We start from the raw sequence: 22618 nt of genomic DNA on the forward strand, positions 1-22618 counted from the left end.
AGCAGGTAGTAAGTAATCGCGTACGATCTGACCCATGGAGCACCTCGCCGAAGCCGCCCGCATCCGTCGTGCCGTCCTCCGGTTCAACCGTCGGCTGCGGCAGGAACGCGGGGACGGGAGCCTCAGTCCCAATCAGCTGTCGGTGCTCGGCCATCTGTACCGGCACGGGCCGTCCACGCCCGGCGAGGTCGCGGCCGCCGAGCGGCAGCGGCCGCAGTCGCTGACCCGCGTCTTCGCGGAGCTGGAGACGGAGGGGCTGGTCGGGCGGGCGCCGGACCCGTCCGACCGCCGGCAGTCCGTGCTGAGCCTGACCGGAGCGGGGCGGCGCGCGCTGGAGGCCGACATGGACCAGCGGGACGCCTGGCTGGCCGAGGCGTTCGGGACGCTGAGCGAGACCGAGCGCGGGGTGCTGTCGCTGGCGGCCGCCGTGCTGGAGCGGCTGGTGGACGCGGAGTAGGTCAGAAACCGCCGCCGAAGTCCCCGCTGTCCCCGCCTCCGCCGCCGAAGTCCCCGCCGCCGCCACCGAAGTCGCCGAAGTCCCCGGGGTCGAAGTCCGCGCCCGACAGGTCGCCGCCCTGATAGCCGCCGGTGCCGAAGTCGCCGTATCCGGTGCCGTAGTCGGCCGCGTAGGCGGGGGCGGACATCCAGCCGCCCAGGGCCGTACCGATGAGCAGGCCGGGGAGGAGGCCGCCACCGAAGTAGCCGCCCGCCCAGGGGCCGTAGGCCGGGCCCGCGTCCCAGTAGGGGCGGCGGCCTTGGTCGGTGTCGACCTCGCGGATCGCCGGGTCGCGGCCGTCGGCCAGCCGGGTGGCGTCGGCCGCGCAGACCGGGACCTCGCGGGGCGAGCCGCCGGCCGGGGTCCAGGTGGCGTCCGTGACCGAGGGGCCGTGCCGGGGGTCGAAGAAGCACGGCGGCCGGCGCTCCGGGAGCGGGCGGCCCTCGCGGCGGGCGGCGAGCTGTGCCAGCGAGAAACGGCCGTCCTCCAGGGCCTGGGTGACCGACCGCACGTCCTCCGGTCTCCGGGCGTCGGCCATGTACTGCTTCGCCTGGTCGTAGGCGTTCAGCGCGCGCTCGTAGTCCGCGCGCATGGCGTCATCGGCCCGGGGCTCGGCCGGGTGGAAGTCGAGCCGGTCCAGTTCCTCGCCGAAGGCGGTGATGTCCTCGTCCACGACCACCCGGAGCCGGTCCAGGGCGGCCCGCTGCTCCTCCTGGTGGCGCCGACGGTTGCGGCGGACCAGGGTGTAGGCGCCCGCCCCGCCGGCCACGATCACCGCGCCGATCGCGATCAGCGCCGTACTGGAGACGCCGGAGCCGTCCGCGCTGCCGCCGCCCCAGGTCGCGGGCGCCTTGCCGCCGAGTTTGGTCAGGGCGCGGTTCGTGAAGTCGGTCAGCTGGGTGTTCGCGGTCTCGCCCTGGACGCTGGTGACCAGGTTCCGCACGGCCGTCCGGGGCAGCACCGAGGAGTCGGCGCGGGCGTCGAAGCGATCGCCGAGCCGGACGGCGTACAGACCGGTGATGCCGGTGGCGGTGCGCAGGTCCGTGAAGAGGTCCTGGGTGGGGTAGCCGGCCGGCAGGACCGCGATGAACAGGGGTTTGTTCGCGTCCTTGATCTGCCGGGCCAGCGTGTCGGCCTCGGCCGTGGAGAGCTGGGCGGCGGCCGCCGGGTCGACGTACACCGGGCTCTTGCGCAGAGCGTCGGCGATCGTCGAGACACCGGTGGCCGCCGTGGCCTGCGGAGCGAACGCCGTGAGGGCGATCACCAGCAGGGCCAGCAGCAGGCCTGGGAGGCTTCGGGTCCGGGTCCGCAGCACGGCCTTCATGTTCCGCAATTTACCCGAAACCCCCCATAACCTGTCATTTCTTATGCTGCTTTGTACGCCTCCGTCAGCTTCTCCACCGCCGCCGCGTACCTGCCGGTCAGCAGCAGGTGGTCGGCGTCGGCGAAGGGCTTCGAGACGGCTGCCGTGATCGACTGTCCGATCTCAGCCTGCACCAGCAGTCGCGCCTTGGTGACCAGTTTCCGGCCGGCCGAGGCGGCACCCGTCCGCTCCGCGGCCTTCGCCGCGACGCCGAGCGCCCGCAGGGTGGCCTCGCCGCCCTTCGACGGCTTGGCCAGCGTCGTCAGACCCCAGCCGTACGGGTACTGCGGGTCGTACGAAGCGTCGCCCACGTTGATCGGCAGCTGGGCCTCGGACTTCGGCCAGGTGACCGGGAGCCGGCCGGTGAAGGCCTTCTTCCCGTAGAGCACGTCGGCCACGCCGTCGCCCTCGGTGCCCGGCAGCCAGGACGCCACCAGGGCGTCGATCTCGCCGAGCCGGTCCCCGATCAGCTGCGGGCGCCCGGAGACGATCAGCACCGCGCACTTCATGGCCGCGCACACCTTGTCCACGGCGGCCTGGTCGGCCGGGGTCAGCGCCAGGTCGTTGCCGTTGCCGACGTCTCCGACGCCCTCGGCGTACGGGGTCTCGCCGACGACGACCACACCCACGTCGTAGCCGCCGGTCGGCGCCGAGGCGTCCTTGGAGTAGGTGACGTCTCCCCCGGCGTTCTTCATGCCCTGGAGGATGGTGGTGCCCGTGGTGTGGGTGCCGGAGGCGCCCTGCCAGGTGATGGTCCAGCCGCCGGTCTGGTTGCCGAGGTCGTCGGCGTTGGACCCGGCGACGTACACCTTCTGCGACTTCTTCAGGGGCAGGACCCCGCTGTCGTTCTTCAGCAGCACCTGCGACTCGGCAGCCGCCTGGCGGGCCACCGCCCGGTGCTTGGCGGAGCCGATCTTCGAGGCGCCGCTGGTGTCCGCGTACGGGTGCTCGAACAGACCCAGCTTGAACTTCTGGGTGAGGATGCGGGAGACCGCGTCGTCGATCCGCTGCTCGCTGACCCGGCCGGCGTTCACCTCGTCGGTCAGGGTCTTGGTGAAGTCCTGGTAGCTGTAAGGGACCATCATCATGTCGACGCCGGCGTTGACCGCCGTGCTGACGTGGGCCGCGTGGTCGCCGGGGAGCTGGTCGATGGCGTTCCAGTCGCTGATCACGAAGCCGTCGAAGCCCATCCGGCCCTTGAGTACGCCGTTGATCATGTCGGCGCGGGCGTGCATCTTCACCGGGCCCTGGCCGTCACCGAGGATGTCGAGCGAGGAGTACGACGGCATGACCGTGCCGATGCCCCGGTCGACCGCGGTCTGGTACGGCGCCAGGTGGATCGCCTCCAGCTGCTGCCGGGTGACCTTGGTGACGCCCTGGTCGATGGTGTACGACCCGGTCGTGGAGGAGCCGTACTCGGTGCCGCCGTCGCCGACGAAGTGCTTGGCGGTGGCCAGGACCTTGTCGTCATCCTTCAGGTCACGTCCGTCGGCCCGGCCCTGGAGGCCCTGGATCATGGTCTCCATGGACTTCACCAGGGCGGGGTCCTCGCCGAAGGACTCGTAGGAGCGGCCCCAGCGTTCGTCACGGGTGACGCACAGGCAGGGGGCGAAGTCCCAGGGGATGCCGGTGGCGCGGACCTCGGCGGCCGTCACCGCGCCGGCGTCCTCGGCGAGCCCGGGGTCGCGGGTCGCGCCGATGCCGATGTTGTGCGGCATGATCGTGGCGCCGGCCAGGTTGTTGTGGCCGTGCACCGCGTCCACGCCGTAGATCAGCGGGATCTGGAACCGCGTCGCCTGCGCCCGGAGCTGGAAGCCGTCGATCATCTTCGCCCAGGCCTCGGCGGTGTTGGGCGTGGGAGTGGAACCGCCGCCGGAGAGCAGCGAGCCGAGATCGTAGGCGGCGACGTCACCGCCGTTGCCCACGGCACCGCGCTCGGCCTGGGTCATCTGGCCGGCCTTCTCCGCCAGGGACATCCGGGACAGGAGGTCGGCGACCCGCTTCTTCACGGGCAACTTGCTGTCCAGGTACGGCAGTCCGTGCGCGTCGATGACGACCTGCGGGGTCTCGGCGGGGGCCTTGGCGCCGGTGACGGTGAGCTTCAGCGGGATGGTCTCGGCCGATTCGCCGGACCGGTCCTTCAGCGTGCGCACCTTGATGGTCTGCGTGGCCCCGGAGACCGTACCGGCCGGGAAGGTGAGGGTGCCGGAGACCGGGGTGTAGTCCTTGCCGGAGTCGGCGGTGCCGGTCGTGGCCGTCTCGTAGGCGACGGTCACGGGCTCGTCGAGCGGGGCGGAGCCGGTGGCGCCGACGGAGACCTTCACCGCGGCCGTGCGGCCCTCCCGCACCGGGTAGACGGCCGCGTCGGTGGTGACGGAGGCGCGCAGCGCCTGGTCGGCCTTGCCGTACAACTCCACGTCGTCCATGGCGAACCGGCCCTTGAGCCCGACGGGGAGGGTGAGCGCGTAGCCCCACATCTGGGTCAGGCCGAGGACGTGGTCGATACCGCCGACGGGCTGGTAGTCCGTGCGGTAGACGAAGTCGCCGAAGGGGATCTCGATCTGCTTCCAGCCGGAGAAGTCGTCGGTGAAGGACGTCGTCCACAGCTCGGAGGCCTCGCCGCCCGCGCCGCCGTCCTTGATCTCGAAGTTGATCTTCTTGCCGTTGTCCTGGCCGTCCCACCAGAAGCGGATGCCCTTGTGGGCGGACCAGTCGTGGGCGGGCTCGGCGGCGGCGAAGTCGTGGGTGAAGCCGCCGTAGCCGCTGATGTCGTACGTCCCGGAGAGCACCTTCGCGCCCTCGGGGGCGTCCGCCCGGTCGGCGAACTGGAGAGCGGGCGGGTCGTCGCTGTCCCCTCCCCAGGTGAAGATGCCCTCGGCGGGCTGGGCGGCGAAGGGGACCTCGCCCTCGAAGCGGTCGACGGGGGTCGGGGCGGGGTCGTCGGCGGCGCGGGCCGCGGACAGGGGCATCAGGGCTGCGAGTAGGGCGGTGGACACGAGCAGGGCGGTTCTTGGCATGGACCTTCCCTCGACTCTCTGGTTCACTCAGGGCTCTCACAGTTCACTCATGGCTTAGATCACGACGTGAGTTAACTAACGGCTCGCACCCCCGTCAAGACATCCGTCAGGAAGGGCGATGTGTCCATGAGAACCACCCCCCACACGGTCCGGCTGTTCTTGGCCGGGCTGCTCACCGTGGCCGGCCTCAGCGCGGTCGTGCCGTCCGCGCACGCCGCCGGTGAGCAGGTCACCGCATACCTCACCACCACCGACGACTCCGGCGGGCGCCATGTCACCCGCGGGCTCCAGGCGCAGACACCGTTCGCCTTCCAGTCCGGGAGCGGCGGCAGCGGCGAGAACATCACCGTCGACGAGAACACCCGCTACCAGACCTTCACCGGCGGCGGGGCGTCCTTCACCGACACCGCGGCCTGGCTGATGAACAGCAGCGGCGCGCTGTCCCAGGCCACCCGGGACGCCACCATGAAGAAGCTGTTCTCCCCCACCGACGGGATCGGGCTGTCGTTCCTGCGCAATCCGATGGGCGCCTCGGACCTGGCTCGGTACGGGTACACGTACGACGACATACCCGCCGGCCAGACCGACCCGAACCTCAACAGCTTCTCCATCTCCCACGACCTCGCGGACGTCGTGCCGCTCACCAAGCAGGCGCTCCAGCTGAACCCCTCTCTGACTGTCATGGCCTCGCCATGGACGGCGCCGGCCTGGATGAAGGACAGCGGCTCGCTCAACGGGGGCTGGCTGAAGTCGGAGGACTACGGGGCCTACGCCTCGTACTTCGTGAAGTACCTCCAGGCCTACCAGGCGCAGGGCGTGAAGGTCTCCTACGTCACCCCGCAGAACGAGCCGACCTGTTGCTCCGGCTACCCCTCGATGAGCTGGAACGCCTCGGGCCTGCAGTACTTCCTCAAGAGCGAACTGCTGCCGAAGCTCCAGGCCGCCGGGCTGTCCACCAAGGTCCTCGCGCACGACTGGAACTGGGACGTATACGACTCCTACGCGGCCGCGAGCGTCGACGACGCGGCGATCCGCAACCATCCCAACTTCGGCGGGATCGCCTGGCACGGCTACGGCGGTGACATCAACAAGCAGACCACCGTGCACAACCAGTACCCCACGCTGGACGCCTTCGGCACCGAGCACTCCGGCGGCACCTGGATCGCCAACCAGCAGCGCGAGGACATGAACAACATCATCGACTACACCCGCAACTGGGCGAAGTCGGTGACCAAGTGGTCGCTGGCCGTGGACCAGAACATGGGCCCGCACAACGGCGGTTGCGGCACCTGCACCGGGCTGATCACCGTGCACAACGGGGACGGGTCGAGCGGGACCGTCGACTACACGGTCGAGTACTACACGATGGGGCACCTGACGAAGTTCGTCCGGCCCGGTGCGCAGCGGATCGCCTCCACCGCGTCCACCGCCGTGCCGAACGTGGCCTGGCGCAACCCGGACGGCTCCAAGGCGCTGATCGCCTACAACGACTCGTCCGCGGCGAAGACCGTCACCCTCAACTGGGGCTCCCAGCACGCGACCTACTCACTGCCCGGCAAGACCTCGGCGACCTTCACCTGGTCCGGCACCCAGTCGGGCGGCGGCAGCCAGACCGGCGCCTTCGTCGGGCTCGCGAGCAAGTGCCTGGACGTGGCGGGCGGCTCGAGCACGAACGGTACGGCCGTGCAGCTCTACGACTGCAACGGCAGCACGGCCCAGCAGTGGACCGTGCAGTCCGACGGGTCGGTGCGCGCGCTCGGCAAGTGCCTCGACGTCACCTCGGCCTCCACGGCGGACGGGGCGAAGGTCCAGTTGTACGACTGCAACGGCACCGGGGCACAGCAGTGGTCGTACAACGCCTCGACGGGTGACGTGGTGAACACGGCGGCGAACAAGTGCCTGGACGTCACGGGCAACTCGTCGGCGAACGGGACACGGGCCCAGATCTGGACGTGCACGGGCGCCGCGAACCAGAAGTGGCACCTGCAGTAAGGCGGTACCGCGGAACGAGCCGGGGGCTGTGAGCCCAGCCCCCGGCTTCGCCGCGGCTACTCCGCCGGTTCCACGCCCGCCCGCAGCAGGCCGTAGGTGTACGCGTCCTCCAGGGCCTGCCAGGAGGCGGCGATCACGTTCTCCCCGACGCCGACCGTGGACCATTCGCCGCTGCCGTCGGACGTGGAGATCAGCACGCGGGTGATGGACTCGGTGCCGTGCTTGCCCTCCAGGATGCGGACCTTGTAGTCGACCAGGTCGAGCTTGGCCAGCTGGGGGTAGATCTTCTCGAGGGCGACGCGCAGGGCGCGGTCGAGGGCGTTGACCGGGCCGTTGCCCTCCGCCGTGGCGACGATCCGCTCGCTCTTGGCCCAGAGCTTGACCGTGGCCTCGTTGGCGTGGGTGCCGTCGGGGCGGTCCTCGACGATGGCCCGCCAGGACTCGACACGGAAGTAACTGCGCCGTTTGCCCTCCACCTCGGCGCGCAGGAGGAGTTCGAAGGAGGCGTCGGCGGCCTCGAAGGTGTAGCCCTTGAGTTCGTACTCCTTCACCCGCTCCACCACCCGGCCGACCAGTTCGCGGTCGCCGCCGAGGTCGATGCCGAGTTCCTTGCCCTTGAGTTCGACGGAGGCGCGGCCCGCCATGTCGGAGACGAGCATGCGCATGGTGTTGCCGACCAGCTCCGGGTCGATGTGCTGGTACAGGTCCGGGTCGACCTTGATCGCGGAGGCGTGCAGGCCGGCCTTGTGGGCGAAGGCCGAGACACCGACGTAGGGCTGGTGGGTGGAGGGGGTGAGGTTGACGACCTCGGCGATGGCGTGGGAGATCCTCGTCATCTCGCGCAGGTGGCCGTCCGGCAGCACCTTCTTGCCGTACTTGAGCTCCAGGGCGGCCACCACCGGGAAGAGGTTGGCGTTGCCGACGCGCTCGCCGTAGCCGTTGGCCGTGCACTGGACGTGGGTGGCACCGGCGTCGACGGCGGCCAGGGTGTTGGCGACCGCGCAGCCCGTGTCGTCCTGGGCGTGGATGCCGAGCCGGGCGCCGGTGTCGGCGAGGACGGTGGAGACCACGGCGTTGACCTGGGCGGGGAGCATGCCGCCGTTGGTGTCGCAGAGGATGACCACGTCGGCGCCGGCCTCCGAGGCCGCCCGGACGACCGCCTTGGCGTACTCGGGGTTGGCGCGGTAGCCGTCGAAGAAGTGCTCGCAGTCGACGAAGACCCGGCGACCCTGGTCCTTCAGGAAGGACACCGTGTCGCGGACCATCTCCAGGTTCTCGTCGAGGGTGGTGCGCAGCGCCAGTTCGACATGGCGGTCGTGGGACTTGGCGACCAGCGTGATCACCGGGGCGCCGGACTCCAGCAGCGCCTTGACCTGCGGGTCGTCCGCCGCCTTGGCACCGGCCCGGCGGGTGGCGCCGAAGGCGACCAGCTGGGCGTGCTTGAAGTCGATCTCCTGCCGGGCGCGGGCGAAGAACTCGGTGTCCCGGGGGTTGGCACCCGGCCAGCCGCCCTCGATGAAGCCCACGCCGAAGTCGTCCAGGTGCCGTGCGATGGCCAGCTTGTCCGCGACAGTGAGGTTGATGCCCTCGCGCTGCGCACCGTCGCGCAGCGTGGTGTCGAAGACGTGGAACGAGTCGTCCAGCTCGTTGGTTGCCGTCTCGGTCATGGTCACTAGGCTCCTGATGTCGAATCTCGGTCGTACCGGAATGACCGGCTCCACCGTCCCTCCATGGTCCCTCGCGCTGGCCTTCCGGCTGAAGGTGGGCCGGAAAACGAAAAAACCCCTCGCGGGTGCGAGAGGTCTGCGCGCGGGTCGAGGACGACGATGGCCACCCGTACCTGGTCGTACGTGGTGGTCACTGCGGACCGGCGCGCCTGCTGCCAATAATCATGGCGAACGAGAGCACGGGGGGATTCTGGCACAACCCGCCCCCGGCTCACCGACCGTCTCAGGATGCGGTCGTCACGGTGGATGGATCACGAGACGTCCCGTGGGCCCGTTCCTGCCCGGCCCGACGGGATGTCACGCGTCCGTGAGGAGATCCGCTTCCAGGAACTCGCGCACATGGCCGAGCACCTGGGCCCGGTCCGTGCCGCGCAGGCCGATCGCCACGTGGATGGAGAAGCCGTCGAGCAGGGACCGCAGGCGCGCGGCGAAGCGGTCGGGGTCGACGGGCCGGAACTCGCCCCGCGAGATGCCCTCCGCGAGCAGCGCCACCAGGTCGCGGTGCCAGGCACCCTCGATGGCGGCCTGGCGGTCGCGGGCGGCCTCGTCGGCGTTCTGCGAGCGGTTCCAGACCTCCAGCCAGAGCGTCCAGTGCGGGTCGCGGTGGCCGACGGGGACGTACAGGTCGACATAGGCGTCGAGGCGCTCGCGGGCGGTGCCGCGGCGGGTGAGCAGCCGGCCGCGCTCGGCGCCCAGCCGGCCCTCGCTCCACTCCAGGGTCTGGAGGAGCAGTTCGTCCTTGGAGCGGAAGTAGTAGAGGAGATGGCCGCTGCTCATGCCGACCTCGTGGCCGAGCGCGGCCATGGTGAGTTTCTCCAGGCCGCGGTCGGCGATCATGTCCATGGCGGCGGCGAGCACGTCCTCGCGGGGCGGGGCCTGTCTGCGCCCACCGGCCATGTGCTGCTCCTCGTACTACTAGATCTTCGGCTGCTGTTGCGTGATGCAGTGGATGCCGCCACCGCCGGAGAAGATCGTACGGGCGTCCACCAGGGTCACCGTCCGCTCGGGGAAGAGACGGCGGAAGATCCCGGCGGCCGTCTCGTCACGCGGGTCGTCGAAACCGCAGAGCACGACCCCGCCGTTGCAGAGGTAGTGGTTGATGTAGGAGTAGTCGGCCCAGTGGCCGTCGGCCTCCAGGACGGTCGGGGCCGGGACCTCGACGACCTCCAGCGCCCGGCCGCGCGCATCCGTCTGGGACCTGAGCAGGCCGATGACCTCCCGGGTCACCTCGTGGTCGGGGTGCGCCGGGTCCGGCTGGTGGTGGGCGACGACCACGCCCGGGCGGGCGAAGGCGGCGACGATGTCGACGTGCCCGAGGGTGCCGAAGCCGTAGGGCGGGTAGTCGCCGGTGAGGCCGCGGGGCAGCCAGATGGCCTTGCGGGTGCCGAGCATCCCGTGGAGCTCCGCCTCGACCTCGTCGCGGCTCCAGCCGGGGTTGCGCTCGGGCCCGAGCTGCACGGTCTCGGTCAGCAGGACGGTCCCCTCGCCGTCGACGTGGATCGCACCGCCCTCGTTGACCAGCTTCGAGGCGTACGTCTTCGCACCCGCGAGGTCCGAGACATGCCCGGCGATCTTCGCGTCGTGCTCCCAGCGGGCCCAGTGCTGGGCGCCCCAGCCGTTGAACGTCCAGTCCACTGCGGCCAGTTCACGCCCGTCGGTGAGGAAGGTGGGCCCGATGTCCCGCATCCAGGCGTCGTCCAGCTCGCGCTCGACGGTGTCGACGCCCGGGCCGAGCAGCGTCCGGGCGTCCGCCGACCGACCGGGACCGCAGACCACCGTCACCGGCTCGAAGCGCAGGATCGCGCGGGCCACCGAGGCCCAGGCCAGCCGGGAGGCGCGGAGGTCGTCCGGGTCGTCGAAGGTGGGGTTGGGGCCCGGCCACGCCATCCAGGTGCGCTCGTGCGGGGTCCACTCCGCGGGCATCCGGAAGCCGTCGGAGGCGGGAGTGCTCAGGTGGGGGTCCATACGGGGCTCCATGCGGGGGTCCTTCACAGGCTGTGGCATTCAGAGGAAGTAGAGGCGGTTGAGGGAGACGGAGTCGGCGGGCTCCGAGCGCAGCGGCTCGCCGTCGAGGGTGACCAGGCCGGTGCGCTGGTCCACGTCGACCGCTCCGGTACGGGAGTTGAGGCGCAGGTCGGCGGGGCCGATGCCGCGGGTGCCGCGGACCGCGACCCGGCGGCGCCGGGTGGGCATCGTGTCGTTGCCCTGATCGAGCGCGGCCTGGGCGACGAAGGCCACCGAGATGTCGGCGGGGGTCGCCCCGTGGGCCCCGAACTGCGGTCCGAGGACCAGGGGTTCGCAGGTGTCGGTGGCCGCGTTCGGGTCGCCGGTCACGCCGTACGCCGGGAAGCCGGACTTGAGGACGAGCTGCGGCTTGGCCCCGAAGTACTCGGGCGACCACAGCACGATGTCGGCCAGCTTGCCGACCTCGATGGAGCCGACCTCGTGCGCGAGCCCGTGGGCGATCGCCGGGTTGATGGTCAGCTTGGCCATGTACCGCAGCACACGCTCGTTGTCGTGGCCGTCGGCCGGGGCGCCGAGCTCGGCCTTCATCTTGCCGGCCATGGCGAAGGTACGGCGGACGGTCTCCCCGGCCCGGCCCATGCCCTGCGCGTCGGACGAGGTGATGCCGATCGCGCCCAGGTCGTGCAGCACGTCCTCGGCGCCCATGGTCCCGGCGCGGATGCGGTCCCGGGCCATGGCCGCGTCGCCGGGCAGGTCGGTCTTCAGGTCGTGGACCGAGACGATCATCCCGTAGTGCTCGGCGACCGCGTCCCGGCCGAAGGGCAGCGTGGGGTTGGTGGAGGAGCCGATGACGTTGGGGACTCCGGCCATCTTCAGGACGTTCGGTACGTGTCCGCCGCCGCAGCCCTCGATGTGGAAGGCGTGGATGGTGCGGCCCTCCAGCACCCTGAGGGTGTCCTCCACCGACAGGCACTCGTTCAGCCCGTCGCTGTGCAGGGCGACCTGGACGTCGTGCTCCTCGGCGACCCGCAGGGCGGTGTCCAGCGCCCGGGTGTGGGCGCCCATGTCCTCGTGCACCTTGAAACCGGAGGCGCCGCCCTCGGCGAGGGCCTCGACCAGGGGCGCCCGGTGCGAGGACGAACCCCGCCCGAGAAAGCCGATGTTGACCGGCCAGGCGTCGAAGGCGTTGAACGCGTGCTTCAGCGCCCAGGGCGAGTTGACGCCGACGCCCCACACCGGCCCGAACTCCTGCCCGATGATCGTGGTGACGCCGGAGGCCAGCGAGGCCTCCATGATGCGCGGCGACAGCAGATGGACGTGGGTGTCGACGGCCCCGGCGGTGGCGATCAGCCCCTCGCCGGAGACGATCGAGGTGCCGGTGCCGACCACGACGTCGACGCCGTCCAGGGTGTCGGGGTTGCCGGCCCGCCCGATCGCGCAGATCCGCCCCTCGCGGATGCCGATGGACACCTTCCGGATGCCCTGCACGGCGTCGATCACGACGACGTTGCTGATGACGACGTCACAGGTGTCGCGGACGGCGGCGGCCTTCAGGTGCAGTCCGTCGCGGGCGGTCTTGCCGAAGCCGGCCAGGAACTCGTCGCCGTAGCGCTGGGAGTCGTCCTCGACGCGGATCACCAGCCCCGAGTCCCCGAGACGGACCCGGTCGCCGGCCCGGGGGCCGTGGGTGGCCGCGTACTCGTACGGGGTGAGCCGGCGGGCCTCGGCCGGGTGGCCTCCGGGACGGCTCATCGGTCCGCCTCCTCGTCGTGAATGCCCAGGTAGCCGCAGGCGGCCGCGCGGCGCAGCGCCTCCGCACGGGCACCGGGCGCGTCCAGCGGCCCGTCGACCAGCCCGGCGAAGCCGATGGCGACCCGGGCGCCGCCGATCGGCACCAGGCCGACCTCCAGCGACTCCCCCGGCCCGAAGCGCACGGAGGACCCGGCGGGCACGGCGAGCCGCAGGCCGTAGGCGGCGGCGCGGTCGAAGTCGAGGCGCGGGTTGGCCTCGAAGAAGTGGAAGTGGGAGGTGACGGAGACGGGGACGGTCGCGGTGTTGGTCACGGACAGCCGCACGACCGCCGCCGGGTCGGTGTGCTCGGGACCCGGGAGCAGCGCGCCCGGGCCCTCCTCGCCCAGGCCGCCGCCCCCGATCGGGTCGGTGACGACCGCGAGCCGTGAGCCGTCGTCGAAGACGGCCTCGACGTGCACCTCGGTGACGACGTCGGCGACGCCGGGCAGCACGTCGGCCGGGCCGAGGACCGCGCGGGCCGCCTCGACGGCCTCGGCGAGCCGCCTGCCGTCCCGGGCCGCCTCGCAGACGGTGTCCGCGATCAGCGCGGTGGCCTCCGGCACGTTGAGCCTGAGGCCCCGGGCGCGGCGGGCGCGGGCCAGCTCGGCGGCCCCGAAGAGCAGCAGCCGGTCACGTTCCGTGGGGGTCAGTCGCACGTCCCGCTACCTCCTTCACTTCGCACACTTAGAGCACCACTCTAAATGCCGCATTACGAGAAGGGAACCATTGACATCAACAGCCTGGTCACCCACATTGAACGTCGCTCTAACTCTCAGCCGTACGTTTCAGGTGGCCGTCGAAGGAGACCAGCCATGCCGATAGAACAGCGCGGAGTCGACACCATCCCGGACGAGGAACGCACCAGCGGGCCCAAGGACCTGGTCTCGATCCTGCTCGGCTCCAACCTCTGCCTCGGCGTGATCATCTTCGGCTGGCTGCCGCCGTCCTTCGGGCTGGGCTGGTGGGCGTCGGTGAGCGCGATCGTGGCGGGCACGGTGGTCGGCACGGTGTTCACCGCCCCGCTGGCCCTGGTCTCACTGCGCACCGGCACCAACCTCTCCACCTCCTCCGGCGCGCAGTTCGGGGTGCGCGGGCGGCTGGTCGGCTCGGTGGTGGGCCTGCTGCTGGCCCTCGGCTACACCGCGCTGACCGTGTGGATCGGCGGCGACGTGATGGTGGGCGTGCTGAACCGGCTGTTCGGGCTGCCCGCGGACGGGGTGTCGTACGCCGTGGTCTACGGGGTGCTCGCGGCGGCGACGGTGGCGGGCGCGGTCTACGGCTATCGCGTCCTGCTCGCCATGTCCCGGGTGCTCGCCGTCGGCATGACCGCCCTGCTGCTCCTCGGGATCTTCGCGTACGCCCCGCACTTCACCACCTCCCCCCTCCCGGACGCGGGCGGCTATCTGCTGGGCGGCTTCTGGCCGACCTGGTGTCTGGCGGCGGTCGCGGCGGGGCTGTCCGGGCCGGTCGCCTTCATCACCCTCCTCGGTGACTACACGCGCTACATCTCCCCCGCCCGCCACTCCTCCCGCGGGGTCCTGCACGCGACCTGGCTGGGCCTGGTCCTGGGCCTGCTGGTGCCGCAACTGTTCGGCACGTTCACCGCGTACGCCGCGCGGTCGGCAGCGGACTACGCGGGCCCGCTGGTGTCGGCCTCCCCCGCCTGGTACCTGGTCCCGCTCCTGCTCTCCGCCTCCGCGGGCTCGGTCGGCAACGCCGGTCTGATGCTGTACTCGATGGGCCTGGACCTGGACGCGATCCTGCCCCGCGCGTCCCGCGCCCGTGCCACCTACACCGTCGCGATCGTCGCCACGGCCTGCGTCTTCGTCGGCCACTACGCCTGGAACGCGCAGTCCGCGATGACGTCCTTCGTGCTCCTGCTGACGGCGATCGGCACCCCCTGGGCGGTCATCACCCTCATCGGCTTCCGCCGCTGCCGCGGGGTCTACGACGCGGACGCCCTGCAGGTCTTCAACCGCCGCTCGCACGGCGGGATCTACTGGTACCGGGCCGGCTGGAACCTCCGGGCCACGCTCTCCTGGACCCTGGGCGCCGGAGTCGGTCTGCTGGCGGTCTCGCTCCCGTCGTACGAGGGACCGCTGCTGTCCCTGACGGGCGGGGTGGACTGTTCCTTCCTGCTGTCGGGCCTGGTGGGCGGCGCGGTCTATCTGGCGCTCGCACCCCGCCGGCCGGCCGTGCCGGTCACCCCGGCGCCAGCCCCGGCAGGAACTCGCTCGCCCCGAACGCCGGTTTGAGGTCGGTGAACCAGGTGGCGCCCTCGTCGTAGGCGGCGAAGAACGGCCGGTCCACCAGGGCGGGGTCGCGGGCCTGGATCAGGTGCAGGACGAAGACCTTCTCGCCGGCCACCTCGGCGACCCCGTCCACGCAGACCTTGCCGGGCATCGCCGACATCACCGGGCCGCGGACGGTGCGGGCGAGACCGGAGACGCGGGCGTAGGCGTCCCGGAAGACCGCGTGGCCGCGGGCCAGGGGGACGCCGAAGTAGCCCTGGGGACCGGTGTCGCGCTCCACGAACTGGTAGTACGGCACCGCGCCCAGGGTGGTCGTCTCCTCCCACAGCTCGGCCCAGGCCTGAGCGCTGTCGTTGATCCCGGCCACCAGCGGCCCCTGGCAGCGGATCACGGCACCGGTGTCACGGACCCGGCGCATGGCCTCCCGTACGACGGGCGGCCGCAGCTCCTGCGGATGCGTGAAGTGGGCCATCAGCGCGAGGTGCCGGCCGCTCGCCACCACCCGCTCGAAGAGGCGGAGCAGGTCGTCGGCGTCGCGGTCGGTGGTGAAGCGGTACGGCCAGAAGGCGAGCGACTTGGTGCCGATGCGGACCGAACGGATCGTGTCGGTCTCCAGGAGGGGCTCGACGTAGCGGCGCAGTACCTCCGTGCTCATGACCAGCGGGTCACCGCCCGTGATCAGGGCGCTGCTCACCTCGGGGTGCGCGCGCAGATAGGCGGTCGTGGCCGCGATGTCGTCGGTGGCGATGCGCAGGTCGGCCTCGCCGACGAACTGGGGCCAGCGGAAGCAGTAGGTGCAGTAGGCGTGGCAGGTCTGGCCCTGGCGCGGGAAGACCAGCACGGTCTCCGGGTACTTGTGCTGGAGACCGGTGAGGCGGCGGCCCTCGTGCACGGGGACGTTGGCGTCGAGCTGGCCCGAGGGGTGCGGGTTGAGCCGCATCCGGATCTCGTGGGCGGCGCGCTGGACCTCGGCCCGCGGTGCCTGCCGGGCCAGCAGGCCGGCCATCCGGCGGACGTCGGGCCCGGGCAGCATCCCGGACTGCGGGAAGGTCAGCCGGAAGACCGGGTCCTCGGGCACCGCCGACCAGTCGATCAACTCGTCGACGACATAGGCGTTGGTGCGGAACGGCAGGACCGAGGAGACCGCCCGCAGCGCCAGCCGCTGATCGTCCGTCAGGGAGACCCGCCGCAGCAGACCGTCCAGGTCGCGAGGCGTGAAGGCGCGGAAACGGGGGTGGTGCGCTGAACACATGTGTGGCGGGGCCCTCTATTCCGTGACCAGGACCGTGGACGGCCGCAACTCCACGAAGGCGGCCGCGTGCGCATCGTACTTCTCCCCGAAGTGGTGGATGAGCCGCCGGTGCAGCTCGCTCTCGTCGTCCACGACGATCACCTCGTGCGGCCCGGTCCCGGTCAGCGCGTCGCTGTACGCGCTGAGTTGGTCCAGTCGGCGGCGGGCCAGATAGGTGACGAGGTCGGGCGCGGCGACGTACAGGCGGTCGTCGAGGAAGACGAAGCGGCAGACGAACTCCCGTCTCCCGTCGGTGGCGTCGACGAGGGTGACGGGGAGCCTGGTGAACCGTTCCATCGGCTTGCCCTGCTGCCACAGCTCGTCGAAGCGCTGCTCCACGAAGGTGCCGAGCGGGGAGCGGACCGCGACCTCCAGCTGGACGCCCTCGCCGGAGAGCCGGCCGACGGTGAGGAAGGAGACCAGGCAGCGCTCGTCCCAGCGGTAGAGGGTGACGCCGGGGGAGGTCGAGCACAGCCGTACCTCCAGCAGGTGCCGGGAGGTCTCGTCCAGGCGCCGTGCGAAGGCGTCCAGGGTGCGCAGGTTGCGCATGATGTCGCGGCGGATGTCGGCGCTCTGCTCGCCCAGTTCGCGGCCGCGCAGGATGACGGCGAGGGAGTCGGGGTCGAGCAGCAGGATCTGCACGCGGGCGCCGCTCGCGGTGGCGGATCTGACGCCGCGGAAGAGACGCTCGGAGAACTGCGGGCCGAACAGGTTGGAGAAGGTGTCGAGCACCTTCACGTTGGACGTCGAGCCGTACACCTGGGCGGCGAACCACTCGTAGTCGAGGCGGGTGTGCTCGCGGACGCGGCCCTCCTGGGCCCGGGATATCAGCGGGCCGATGACGAAGACGGTGACGACCACGCCGACGATGTCGGTACCGAGGTTGAGGGCGAGGTTCTGCCCGTAGTTGTCCATCGTCGAGGCCCGCCACAGCAGCGCGGCCGCGACGGCGGTGAGCAGTCCGAGCACGGTGAGGCTCTGCGGACGGCGCGGTGTCCGTAAGGTCCGCATCAGCCAGCGCAGCCGTGGCATCGGCGACCGTCCGCTCACGCGTGCTCCTCCCCCGTGTGGACTGAGGAGATACCCGTACGGGGGAGGCGATACGCGTCGAACGGACGGTCGGAGACCGGTCAGCCGAGCTGGTGCATCCAGCCGTGCTTGTCCGCCGTCTTGCCGCGCTGGATGTCGAGAAGGGCCTCGCGCAGCTTCATGGTCACCTCGCCCGGCTCGCCGTCCGACTGCCGCCACTCGGCGCCGCTGCGCTTGACCGTGCCGACCGGGGTGATCACGGCCGCCGTACCGCAGGCGAAGACCTCGGTGAGGGTGCCGTTCTCCGAGTCGCGCTGCCACTGCTCGATGGAGACCCGGGCCTCCTCGGACTCGTAGCCGAGGTCACGGGCGACGGTGAGAAGGGAGTCACGCGTGACGCCTTCCAGGATCGAACCGCTGAGGGTCGGCGTGACGATCTTGTCTCCGTAGACGAAGTACAGGTTCATGCCGCCGAGTTCCTCGACCCACTTGTGCTCGACCGCGTCGAGGTAGCAGACCTGGTCGCAGCCCTGGGCGGCGGCCTCGGCCTGGGCGAGCAGGGAGGCCGCGTAGTTGCCGCCGGTCTTGGCGTCCCCCATGCCGCCGGGAACGGCGCGGACCCGGTCCTCGGAGGCCCAGATGGAGACCGGCTTGACCCCGCCGGGGAAGTAGGCGCCGGCCGGGGAGGCGATGACCAGGAAGAGGTACTCGTTGGCCGGCTTGACGCCCAGGCCGACCTCGGTGGCGATCATGAAGGGGCGCAGGTAGAGGGATTCCTCGCCGCCGTGGGCCGGGACCCAGTCCTTGTCCTGCTGGACGAGCAGGTCACAGGCCTCGATGAAGGTCTCCACCGGCAGCTCGGGCATGGCGAGCCGGCGGGCGGAGCGCTGGAAGCGCTTGGCGTTCTGGTCGGGGCGGAAGGTGGCGACCGAGCCGTCCGGCTGGCGGTAGGCCTTCAGGCCCTCGAAGATCTCCTGGGCGTAGTGCAGGACGTTGGTCGCCGGGTCGAGGGGGATCGGCGCGTACGGAACGAGCTGGCCGTCGTGCCAGCCACGGCCTTCGGTCCACTTGATCGTCACCATGTGGTCGGTGAAGTGGCGGCCGAATCCGGGGCTGGCCAGGATCGCCTCGCGCTCGGCGGCGGCGAGCGGGTGCGCGGACGGCTTGAGCTCGATCGTGGGCGTCGTCATCAGTGGTAGTCCTTCACCGGTTGTAGTGATGGGCCGCGCTCACACCCGTACGGCCGGTGTCCAGTCGTAGGACCAGCTGTCCTGCCGTAGGACGGCTGGCCCGTCGTAGGACGTCCGAGCATTCCCTCATAGCGCGGCTCCGCGTTCGATTATCGCGCGGGGGCCGGGATGAACGGAATCGGGGTGAATGCGGACCCGGGGTTGATGGTGGCACCCGGCGGCAGGCATGGGGAAGCCGCCGGGCGCGTGGGCGACCCGGCGGCTTCGAAGTCGATCGGCAGCGCGGCGGGTCAGCCGGCTACTCGTACGGCGAGCGCGTCGCCGATCTCCGAAGTGGAGCGGGCCGGCTTGCCCTGGCGCTCGGTGAGGTCGGCGGTGACGGCCTCCTCGATCCGGGCGGCCTCCGCCTCGTAGCCGAGGTGGCGCAGCAGCAGGGCGACGGACAGGACCGTGGCGGTGGGGTCGGCCTTGCCCTGGCCGGCGATGTCGGGCGCGGAGCCGTGGACCGGCTCGAACATCGAGGGGAACTCGCCGGACGGGTTGATGTTCCCGCTCGCGGCGACGCCGATGCCGCCGGAGACGGCCGCGGCGAGGTCGGTGATGATGTCGCCGAAGAGGTTGTCGGTGACGATGACATCGAACCGGCCCGGGTCGGTCACCAGGAAGATGGTGGCCGCGTCCACGTGGATGTAGTCCGTGGCGACCTCGGGGAACTCCTCGGCCACCTTGTTGAAGATGTTCGTCCACAGGTGCCCGGCGAAGGTCAGCACGTTGTTCTTGTGGACCAGCGTGAGCTTCTTGCGCGGGCGGGCCTGGGCGCGGGCGAAGGCGTCCCGGACGACCCGCTCGACACCGAACGCCGTGTTGACGGACACCTCGGTGGCGACCTCGTGCTCGGTGCCCTTGCGGATGGTGCCGCCGTTGCCGGTGTACGGGCCCTCGGTGCCCTCGCGGACCACGACGAAGTCGATCTGCGGCTCGCCCGCCAGCGGGGTGGCGACACCCGGGAGCAGCTTCGACGGACGCAGGTTGACGTGGTGGTCGAAGGCGAAGCGGAGCTTCAGCAGGAAGCCGCGCTCCAGGACACCGGAGGGGACGCTGGGGTCGCCGATGGCGCCCAGCAGGATGACGTCGTGCTGCTTCAGCGCGTCGAGGTCGGCGTCGGTGAGGGTCTCACCGGTGGCGTGGTAACGCTGGGCACCGAAGTCGTACTCCTTGGTCTCCAGCTTCACGTCCTCCGGGAGGACGGCGGAGAGGACCTTGAGGCCTTCGGCCACGACTTCCTGCCCGATGCCGTCACCGGGGATCACTGCGAGATCGATGCTGCGAGACATGTCGGCACCCTACTCCTCGTCCCATGGGATGACACGATCTGTCTGCCATACGGACGCCGCGCGTCGTTCCGTCGCCCTGCGTTCACCCGTATGTGTGACCGGTGTTGGCCTGCGCTGGGCAGGTTTCCCCGTATGACTGTGCCTTCCAGGGGGACACCCCCCGGACCCCCCGTCCCCGACTTCGGCATCCCGCCTCGGCTCGCCGCCCGGATGAGCATGGCCGAGCAGTACGAGTACCTGCGCAGCCGGCTGGTGAGCCGCCGGGCGCTGGTGACGGCGGGCGCGGTGGCGGGCATGACGGCGGGCAGCGGCCTGCTGGCGGGCTGCGCGAAGAAGACGGCGAACCCGGCGCCGGCCACCTCGGCGATCCGCGGCGCGGCCGTCGTGCCGTTCGGCCGCCATCTCGCCTTCGGCGCCGACCCGAGGACGGCGATGCGGATCTCCTGGCAGGTGCCGTTCGCGGTGCAGAAGCCGTTCGTGCGGATCGGGACGCGCCCGGACGACCTGGGCCGGCGCGTCGCCGCGGAGATCCGGCATCTGCACACGCCCGGGGTGCAGGGGGTGCGCCCGGTGGTCGAGCAGTACTACGTCCATGCGGCCCTGGACGGCCTCACCCCCGGTACGACGTACTACTACGGCGTCGGCCACGACGGCTGGGACCCGGCCGCCCCCGACCACCGCGCCACCATCACCCCCTTCCGTACCGCGCCCGCGAGTCCGGAGAAGTTCGTGTTCACGGCCTTCGGCGACCAGGGCGTCAGCCGGGCCGGAAAGGCGGCCGACAACGCGCTGCTGAAGCAGAACCCGGCCTTCCACCTGCACGCGGGCGACATCTGCTACGCGGACGGCAACGGCTCCGGCCGCACCTCGGACGGCTATGACGCCCGCGAGTGGGACCGGTTCCTGCGGCAGAACGACCCGGTGGCGCGGTCGGTCCCCTGGATGGTGACGACCGGCAACCACGACATGGAGGCCTGGTACTCCCCCGACGGCTACGGCGGCCAGTACGCCCGCTTCGCCCTCCCCGACAACGGCTTCGACCCGCACGGGGCGCCGGGCGTGTACTCCTTCACCTACGGCAACGTCGGCTTCGTGGCGCTGGACGCCAACGACGTGTCGTACGAGATCCCCGCCAACCTCGGCTACAGCGGCGGCCGGCAGACGAAGTGGCTGGAGAAGAAGCTGAAGGAGCTGCGGGCCGCGCCGGGCGTGGACTTCGTGGTCGTCTTCTTCCACCACTGCGCGTACTCGACGTCCGCGCACGCCTCCGACGGCGGGATCCGGGCGGCCTGGCTGCCGCTGTTCACCGAGTACCAGGTGGACCTGGTCGTCAACGGGCACAACCACGTCTACGAGCGCACGGATGCGGTGAAGGGCGGCGGGGTCGGCCGCGCGGTCCCGGTCGGCGGCTCGACCGACCCGACGCGGGACGGGATCGTGTACGTCACGGCGGGCGGCGGCGGGCGGGACCTGTACTCGTTCCCGTCCGGGGTCAAGGACAGCTACGAGGGGCACGTCACCCGGCACGGCGCGGTGCGCAGCTTCCACTGGAGCGAGGGACAGCACAACGTGGCGGAGACGGTGGAGTGGTCGCGGGTGCGGTACACCGGCTTCTCCTTCCTCAAGGTCGAGGCGGAGGCGGGCACCACTGCGAGGCTGCGCGTGTCGGCGCTGGCGCAGAGCGGGGCGCGGATCGACCACTTCGAGATCCGGCGGGGCGGCTGACACCGGAGTACGTGCCGAAGCACACCCCGGAGTACGGCGCGGCTGTCCCGGCCGCGCCGTACTCCGTGCGGGTGCGGCTCCCGGTCAAGGGGGTGTTACACGTGTTACCGGCGTTTTCCAGGTGGGTTCAGTGGCCCGTCTCGCCGCCGTTGTCGCGGCGGTCGAGGGCGCGCTGGAGGGCGGCGGCGGCGTTCTTGCGCTCGGACTCGCTGGTGCGGGACACGTGGCGGACGCGGCGGCGGACGGTCGTCTCGGCCATGGGAATCGACTCCTTCGACATACATGGAGTACGGCAATGGGGGGTTGCGAGACGCCGGAAGGGGCGGGGAGCGGTGCCGCAGGGGTTGCCTGCACGGGGCCCGGCTCACGACCGCCATTCGCTTGGTCGAGCGAGACGTTCGGCTCCTACAAACGTAAGGGAACGGCCCGCTTCTGTCTGCACAATTACTCGGACTTCCTACTATCTGAGACGGCGGACCGGGTCACACCGCCCTGAGCTGCCCCTTCGTGCGTTCGGGGGTCCCCCGGCCGAGCGAGCGCAGAATCCGGATCAGGGCCCGTACGGCGGGCGTGGCGGCCAGTTCCGCAGTCGTCGCGTAACCGACGCGGCGGTACGGCCGCCGCGGGCCGAGGTCGGTGATCGCCACCGCGGGCGGGGCGGCGGTGAGCGAGAGCGCGGGCATGATCGCCATGCCGAGACCGCCGGCCACCATCGAGAGCACCGCCCCGTCGTCCTCGGCGGTGACGGTCGCCGCCGGAATCCAGTCCTGGGCGGCCCACCAGTCGCGGGTGTAGGAGCCGCAGTTCTCCTTCCAGTCGACGAGCGGGAGAGAGCGCGGCGCCGGATGCCCGACCGGGTGCACCAGGGAGTACGGCTCCTCCAGCAGCACCCCGCCGACCAGTCCGGGGGGCAGCTCCGAGGTGTCGCCGAAGGTCGCGATCCCGAGGTCGGCCCGGCCCGCGGCCACCTCGCCCGCGGTGCCGGGCCCCAACTCCCGTACGACGGCCACGGTGACCTCGACGGCCGGGTGCAGGGCGGCCAGCCGCTCCAGGGCGGGCGGCAGCAGATGCAGGGCCGCGCCGCGGAACGCCGCGACCCGCAGCGGGCCCGCGGCCTCGCCGCCGGCCGCGCCCCGCACGTCGGCCGCCATCACCTCCAGCATCCGCAGCACCCGGCGCGCGTGGGCCGCCGCCCGCTCTCCGGCAGGGGTCGGCCGGGCACCGAACCGGCCGCGCTCGAACAGCACGGCGCCCAGCTTCCGTTCGATACCGCGGACGGCGTGGGAGACCGCGGACTGGGTGGCGCCGAGCCGGACGGCGGCGCTGGAGAAGCCGCCCTCGTCGGCCACGGCGACGAGGATGCGAAGCTCCTGCGGGGCCAGGTCGGCTGCGGTCACTCGGGGTCTCCCGCCTGCAGGTATGAGGCCGTCTCATGGATCGGCGTGT

At 71.2% G+C, this 22618-nt stretch carries 17 protein-coding genes; 4 read left to right on the plus strand and 13 right to left on the minus strand.

The features are described from left to right. Window positions 1-34 precede the first annotated feature (34 nt). Window positions 35-457 carry a MarR family winged helix-turn-helix transcriptional regulator gene (locus ACZ4N4_RS36120; RefSeq protein WP_453573447.1) on the plus strand — a complete coding sequence of 141 codons (423 nt, stop codon included), beginning with the start codon at window positions 35-37 and terminating at the stop codon, window positions 455-457. Between the two features lies 1 nt (window position 458). On the opposite strand, the gene ACZ4N4_RS36125 is transcribed toward ACZ4N4_RS36120, so the two are convergent. Both ACZ4N4_RS36125 and ACZ4N4_RS36130 read right to left on the minus strand, forming a co-directional pair. Beyond that, complete coding sequence (locus ACZ4N4_RS36125) at window positions 459-1820, minus strand: hypothetical protein (RefSeq protein WP_467596813.1); 1362 nt, start codon at window positions 1818-1820, stop codon at window positions 459-461. Between the two features lie 41 nt (window positions 1821-1861). After that, complete coding sequence (locus ACZ4N4_RS36130) at window positions 1862-4876, minus strand: glycoside hydrolase family 3 protein (RefSeq protein ID WP_467596815.1); 3015 nt, start codon at window positions 4874-4876, stop codon at window positions 1862-1864. A 126-nt stretch (window positions 4877-5002) separates the two neighbouring features. Between ACZ4N4_RS36130 and ACZ4N4_RS36135 the strand changes: the two genes are divergently transcribed. Next, complete coding sequence (locus ACZ4N4_RS36135) at window positions 5003-6868, plus strand: ricin-type beta-trefoil lectin domain protein (protein ID WP_467596817.1); 1866 nt, start codon at window positions 5003-5005, stop codon at window positions 6866-6868. Between the two features lie 56 nt (window positions 6869-6924). On the opposite strand, the gene cimA is transcribed toward ACZ4N4_RS36135, so the two are convergent. The 5 genes from cimA to ureA all read right to left on the minus strand — a co-directional run bounded on the left by cimA (window position 6925) and on the right by ureA (window position 13007). After that, window positions 6925-8535, minus strand: coding sequence for a citramalate synthase (cimA, locus tag ACZ4N4_RS36140; protein ID WP_453573436.1), 1611 nt, complete (start codon window positions 8533-8535; stop codon window positions 6925-6927). Window positions 8536-8892: 357 nt separating this feature from the next. Beyond that, entirely contained in the window at window positions 8893-9492 is a 600-nt protein-coding gene (locus tag ACZ4N4_RS36145) for a TetR/AcrR family transcriptional regulator (protein ID WP_453573434.1), read from the minus strand. An 18-nt stretch (window positions 9493-9510) separates the two neighbouring features. Next, complete coding sequence (locus tag ACZ4N4_RS36150) at window positions 9511-10548, minus strand: agmatine deiminase family protein (protein WP_467597063.1); 1038 nt, start codon at window positions 10546-10548, stop codon at window positions 9511-9513. A gap of 51 nt (window positions 10549-10599) precedes the next feature. Next, the gene (locus ACZ4N4_RS36155) at window positions 10600-12312 is read right to left on the minus strand and encodes an urease subunit alpha (protein ID WP_467596820.1); all 1713 of its coding nucleotides are present in this window, start codon (window positions 12310-12312) and stop codon (window positions 10600-10602) included. After that, complete coding sequence (ureA, locus tag ACZ4N4_RS36160) at window positions 12309-13007, minus strand: urease subunit gamma (protein ID WP_467596823.1); 699 nt, start codon at window positions 13005-13007, stop codon at window positions 12309-12311. Before ureA ends, ACZ4N4_RS36155 begins: the two co-directional genes overlap by 4 nt. A gap of 156 nt (window positions 13008-13163) precedes the next feature. Here ureA and ACZ4N4_RS36165 point away from each other — a divergent pair, with 156 nt between their 5' ends. Continuing rightward, a complete protein-coding gene (locus ACZ4N4_RS36165) occupies window positions 13164-14606 on the plus strand; it encodes a cytosine permease (protein WP_467596826.1) in 1443 nt (480 codons plus the stop codon). On the opposite strand, the gene ACZ4N4_RS36170 is transcribed toward ACZ4N4_RS36165, so the two are convergent. From ACZ4N4_RS36170 to ACZ4N4_RS36185, 4 genes are all read right to left on the minus strand, one after another. After that, window positions 14554-15855 (minus strand): KamA family radical SAM protein, encoded by a 1302-nt coding sequence (locus ACZ4N4_RS36170; protein WP_467596828.1) that lies wholly within the window; start codon window positions 15853-15855, stop codon window positions 14554-14556. The two genes, ACZ4N4_RS36165 and ACZ4N4_RS36170, sit on opposite strands and share 53 nt — an antisense overlap. Before the next feature lie 15 nt (window positions 15856-15870). Further along, a complete protein-coding gene (locus tag ACZ4N4_RS36175) occupies window positions 15871-16944 on the minus strand; it encodes a hypothetical protein (protein ID WP_467596831.1) in 1074 nt (357 codons plus the stop codon). An 80-nt stretch (window positions 16945-17024) separates the two neighbouring features. After that, the gene (locus tag ACZ4N4_RS36180) at window positions 17025-18113 is read right to left on the minus strand and encodes a branched-chain amino acid aminotransferase (protein ID WP_467596833.1); all 1089 of its coding nucleotides are present in this window, start codon (window positions 18111-18113) and stop codon (window positions 17025-17027) included. Between the two features lie 290 nt (window positions 18114-18403). Next, a complete protein-coding gene (locus ACZ4N4_RS36185) occupies window positions 18404-19447 on the minus strand; it encodes a 3-isopropylmalate dehydrogenase (protein ID WP_467596836.1) in 1044 nt (347 codons plus the stop codon). Window positions 19448-19579: 132 nt separating this feature from the next. On the opposite strand from ACZ4N4_RS36185, the gene ACZ4N4_RS36190 reads away from it, so the two are divergent. After that, window positions 19580-21172 carry a purple acid phosphatase family protein gene (locus tag ACZ4N4_RS36190; protein ID WP_467596838.1) on the plus strand — a complete coding sequence of 531 codons (1593 nt, stop codon included), beginning with the start codon at window positions 19580-19582 and terminating at the stop codon, window positions 21170-21172. A gap of 127 nt (window positions 21173-21299) precedes the next feature. On the opposite strand, the gene ACZ4N4_RS36195 is transcribed toward ACZ4N4_RS36190, so the two are convergent. Both ACZ4N4_RS36195 and ACZ4N4_RS36200 read right to left on the minus strand, forming a co-directional pair. Continuing rightward, the gene (locus tag ACZ4N4_RS36195; protein ID WP_089098576.1) at window positions 21300-21431 is read right to left on the minus strand and encodes a hypothetical protein; all 132 of its coding nucleotides are present in this window, start codon (window positions 21429-21431) and stop codon (window positions 21300-21302) included. Window positions 21432-21654: 223 nt separating this feature from the next. Beyond that, a complete protein-coding gene (locus ACZ4N4_RS36200) occupies window positions 21655-22569 on the minus strand; it encodes a LysR family transcriptional regulator (RefSeq protein WP_467596841.1) in 915 nt (304 codons plus the stop codon). Between the last annotated feature and the right edge of the window lie 49 nt (window positions 22570-22618).

This window comes from Streptomyces sp. NPDC026538 (assembly GCF_055567535.1).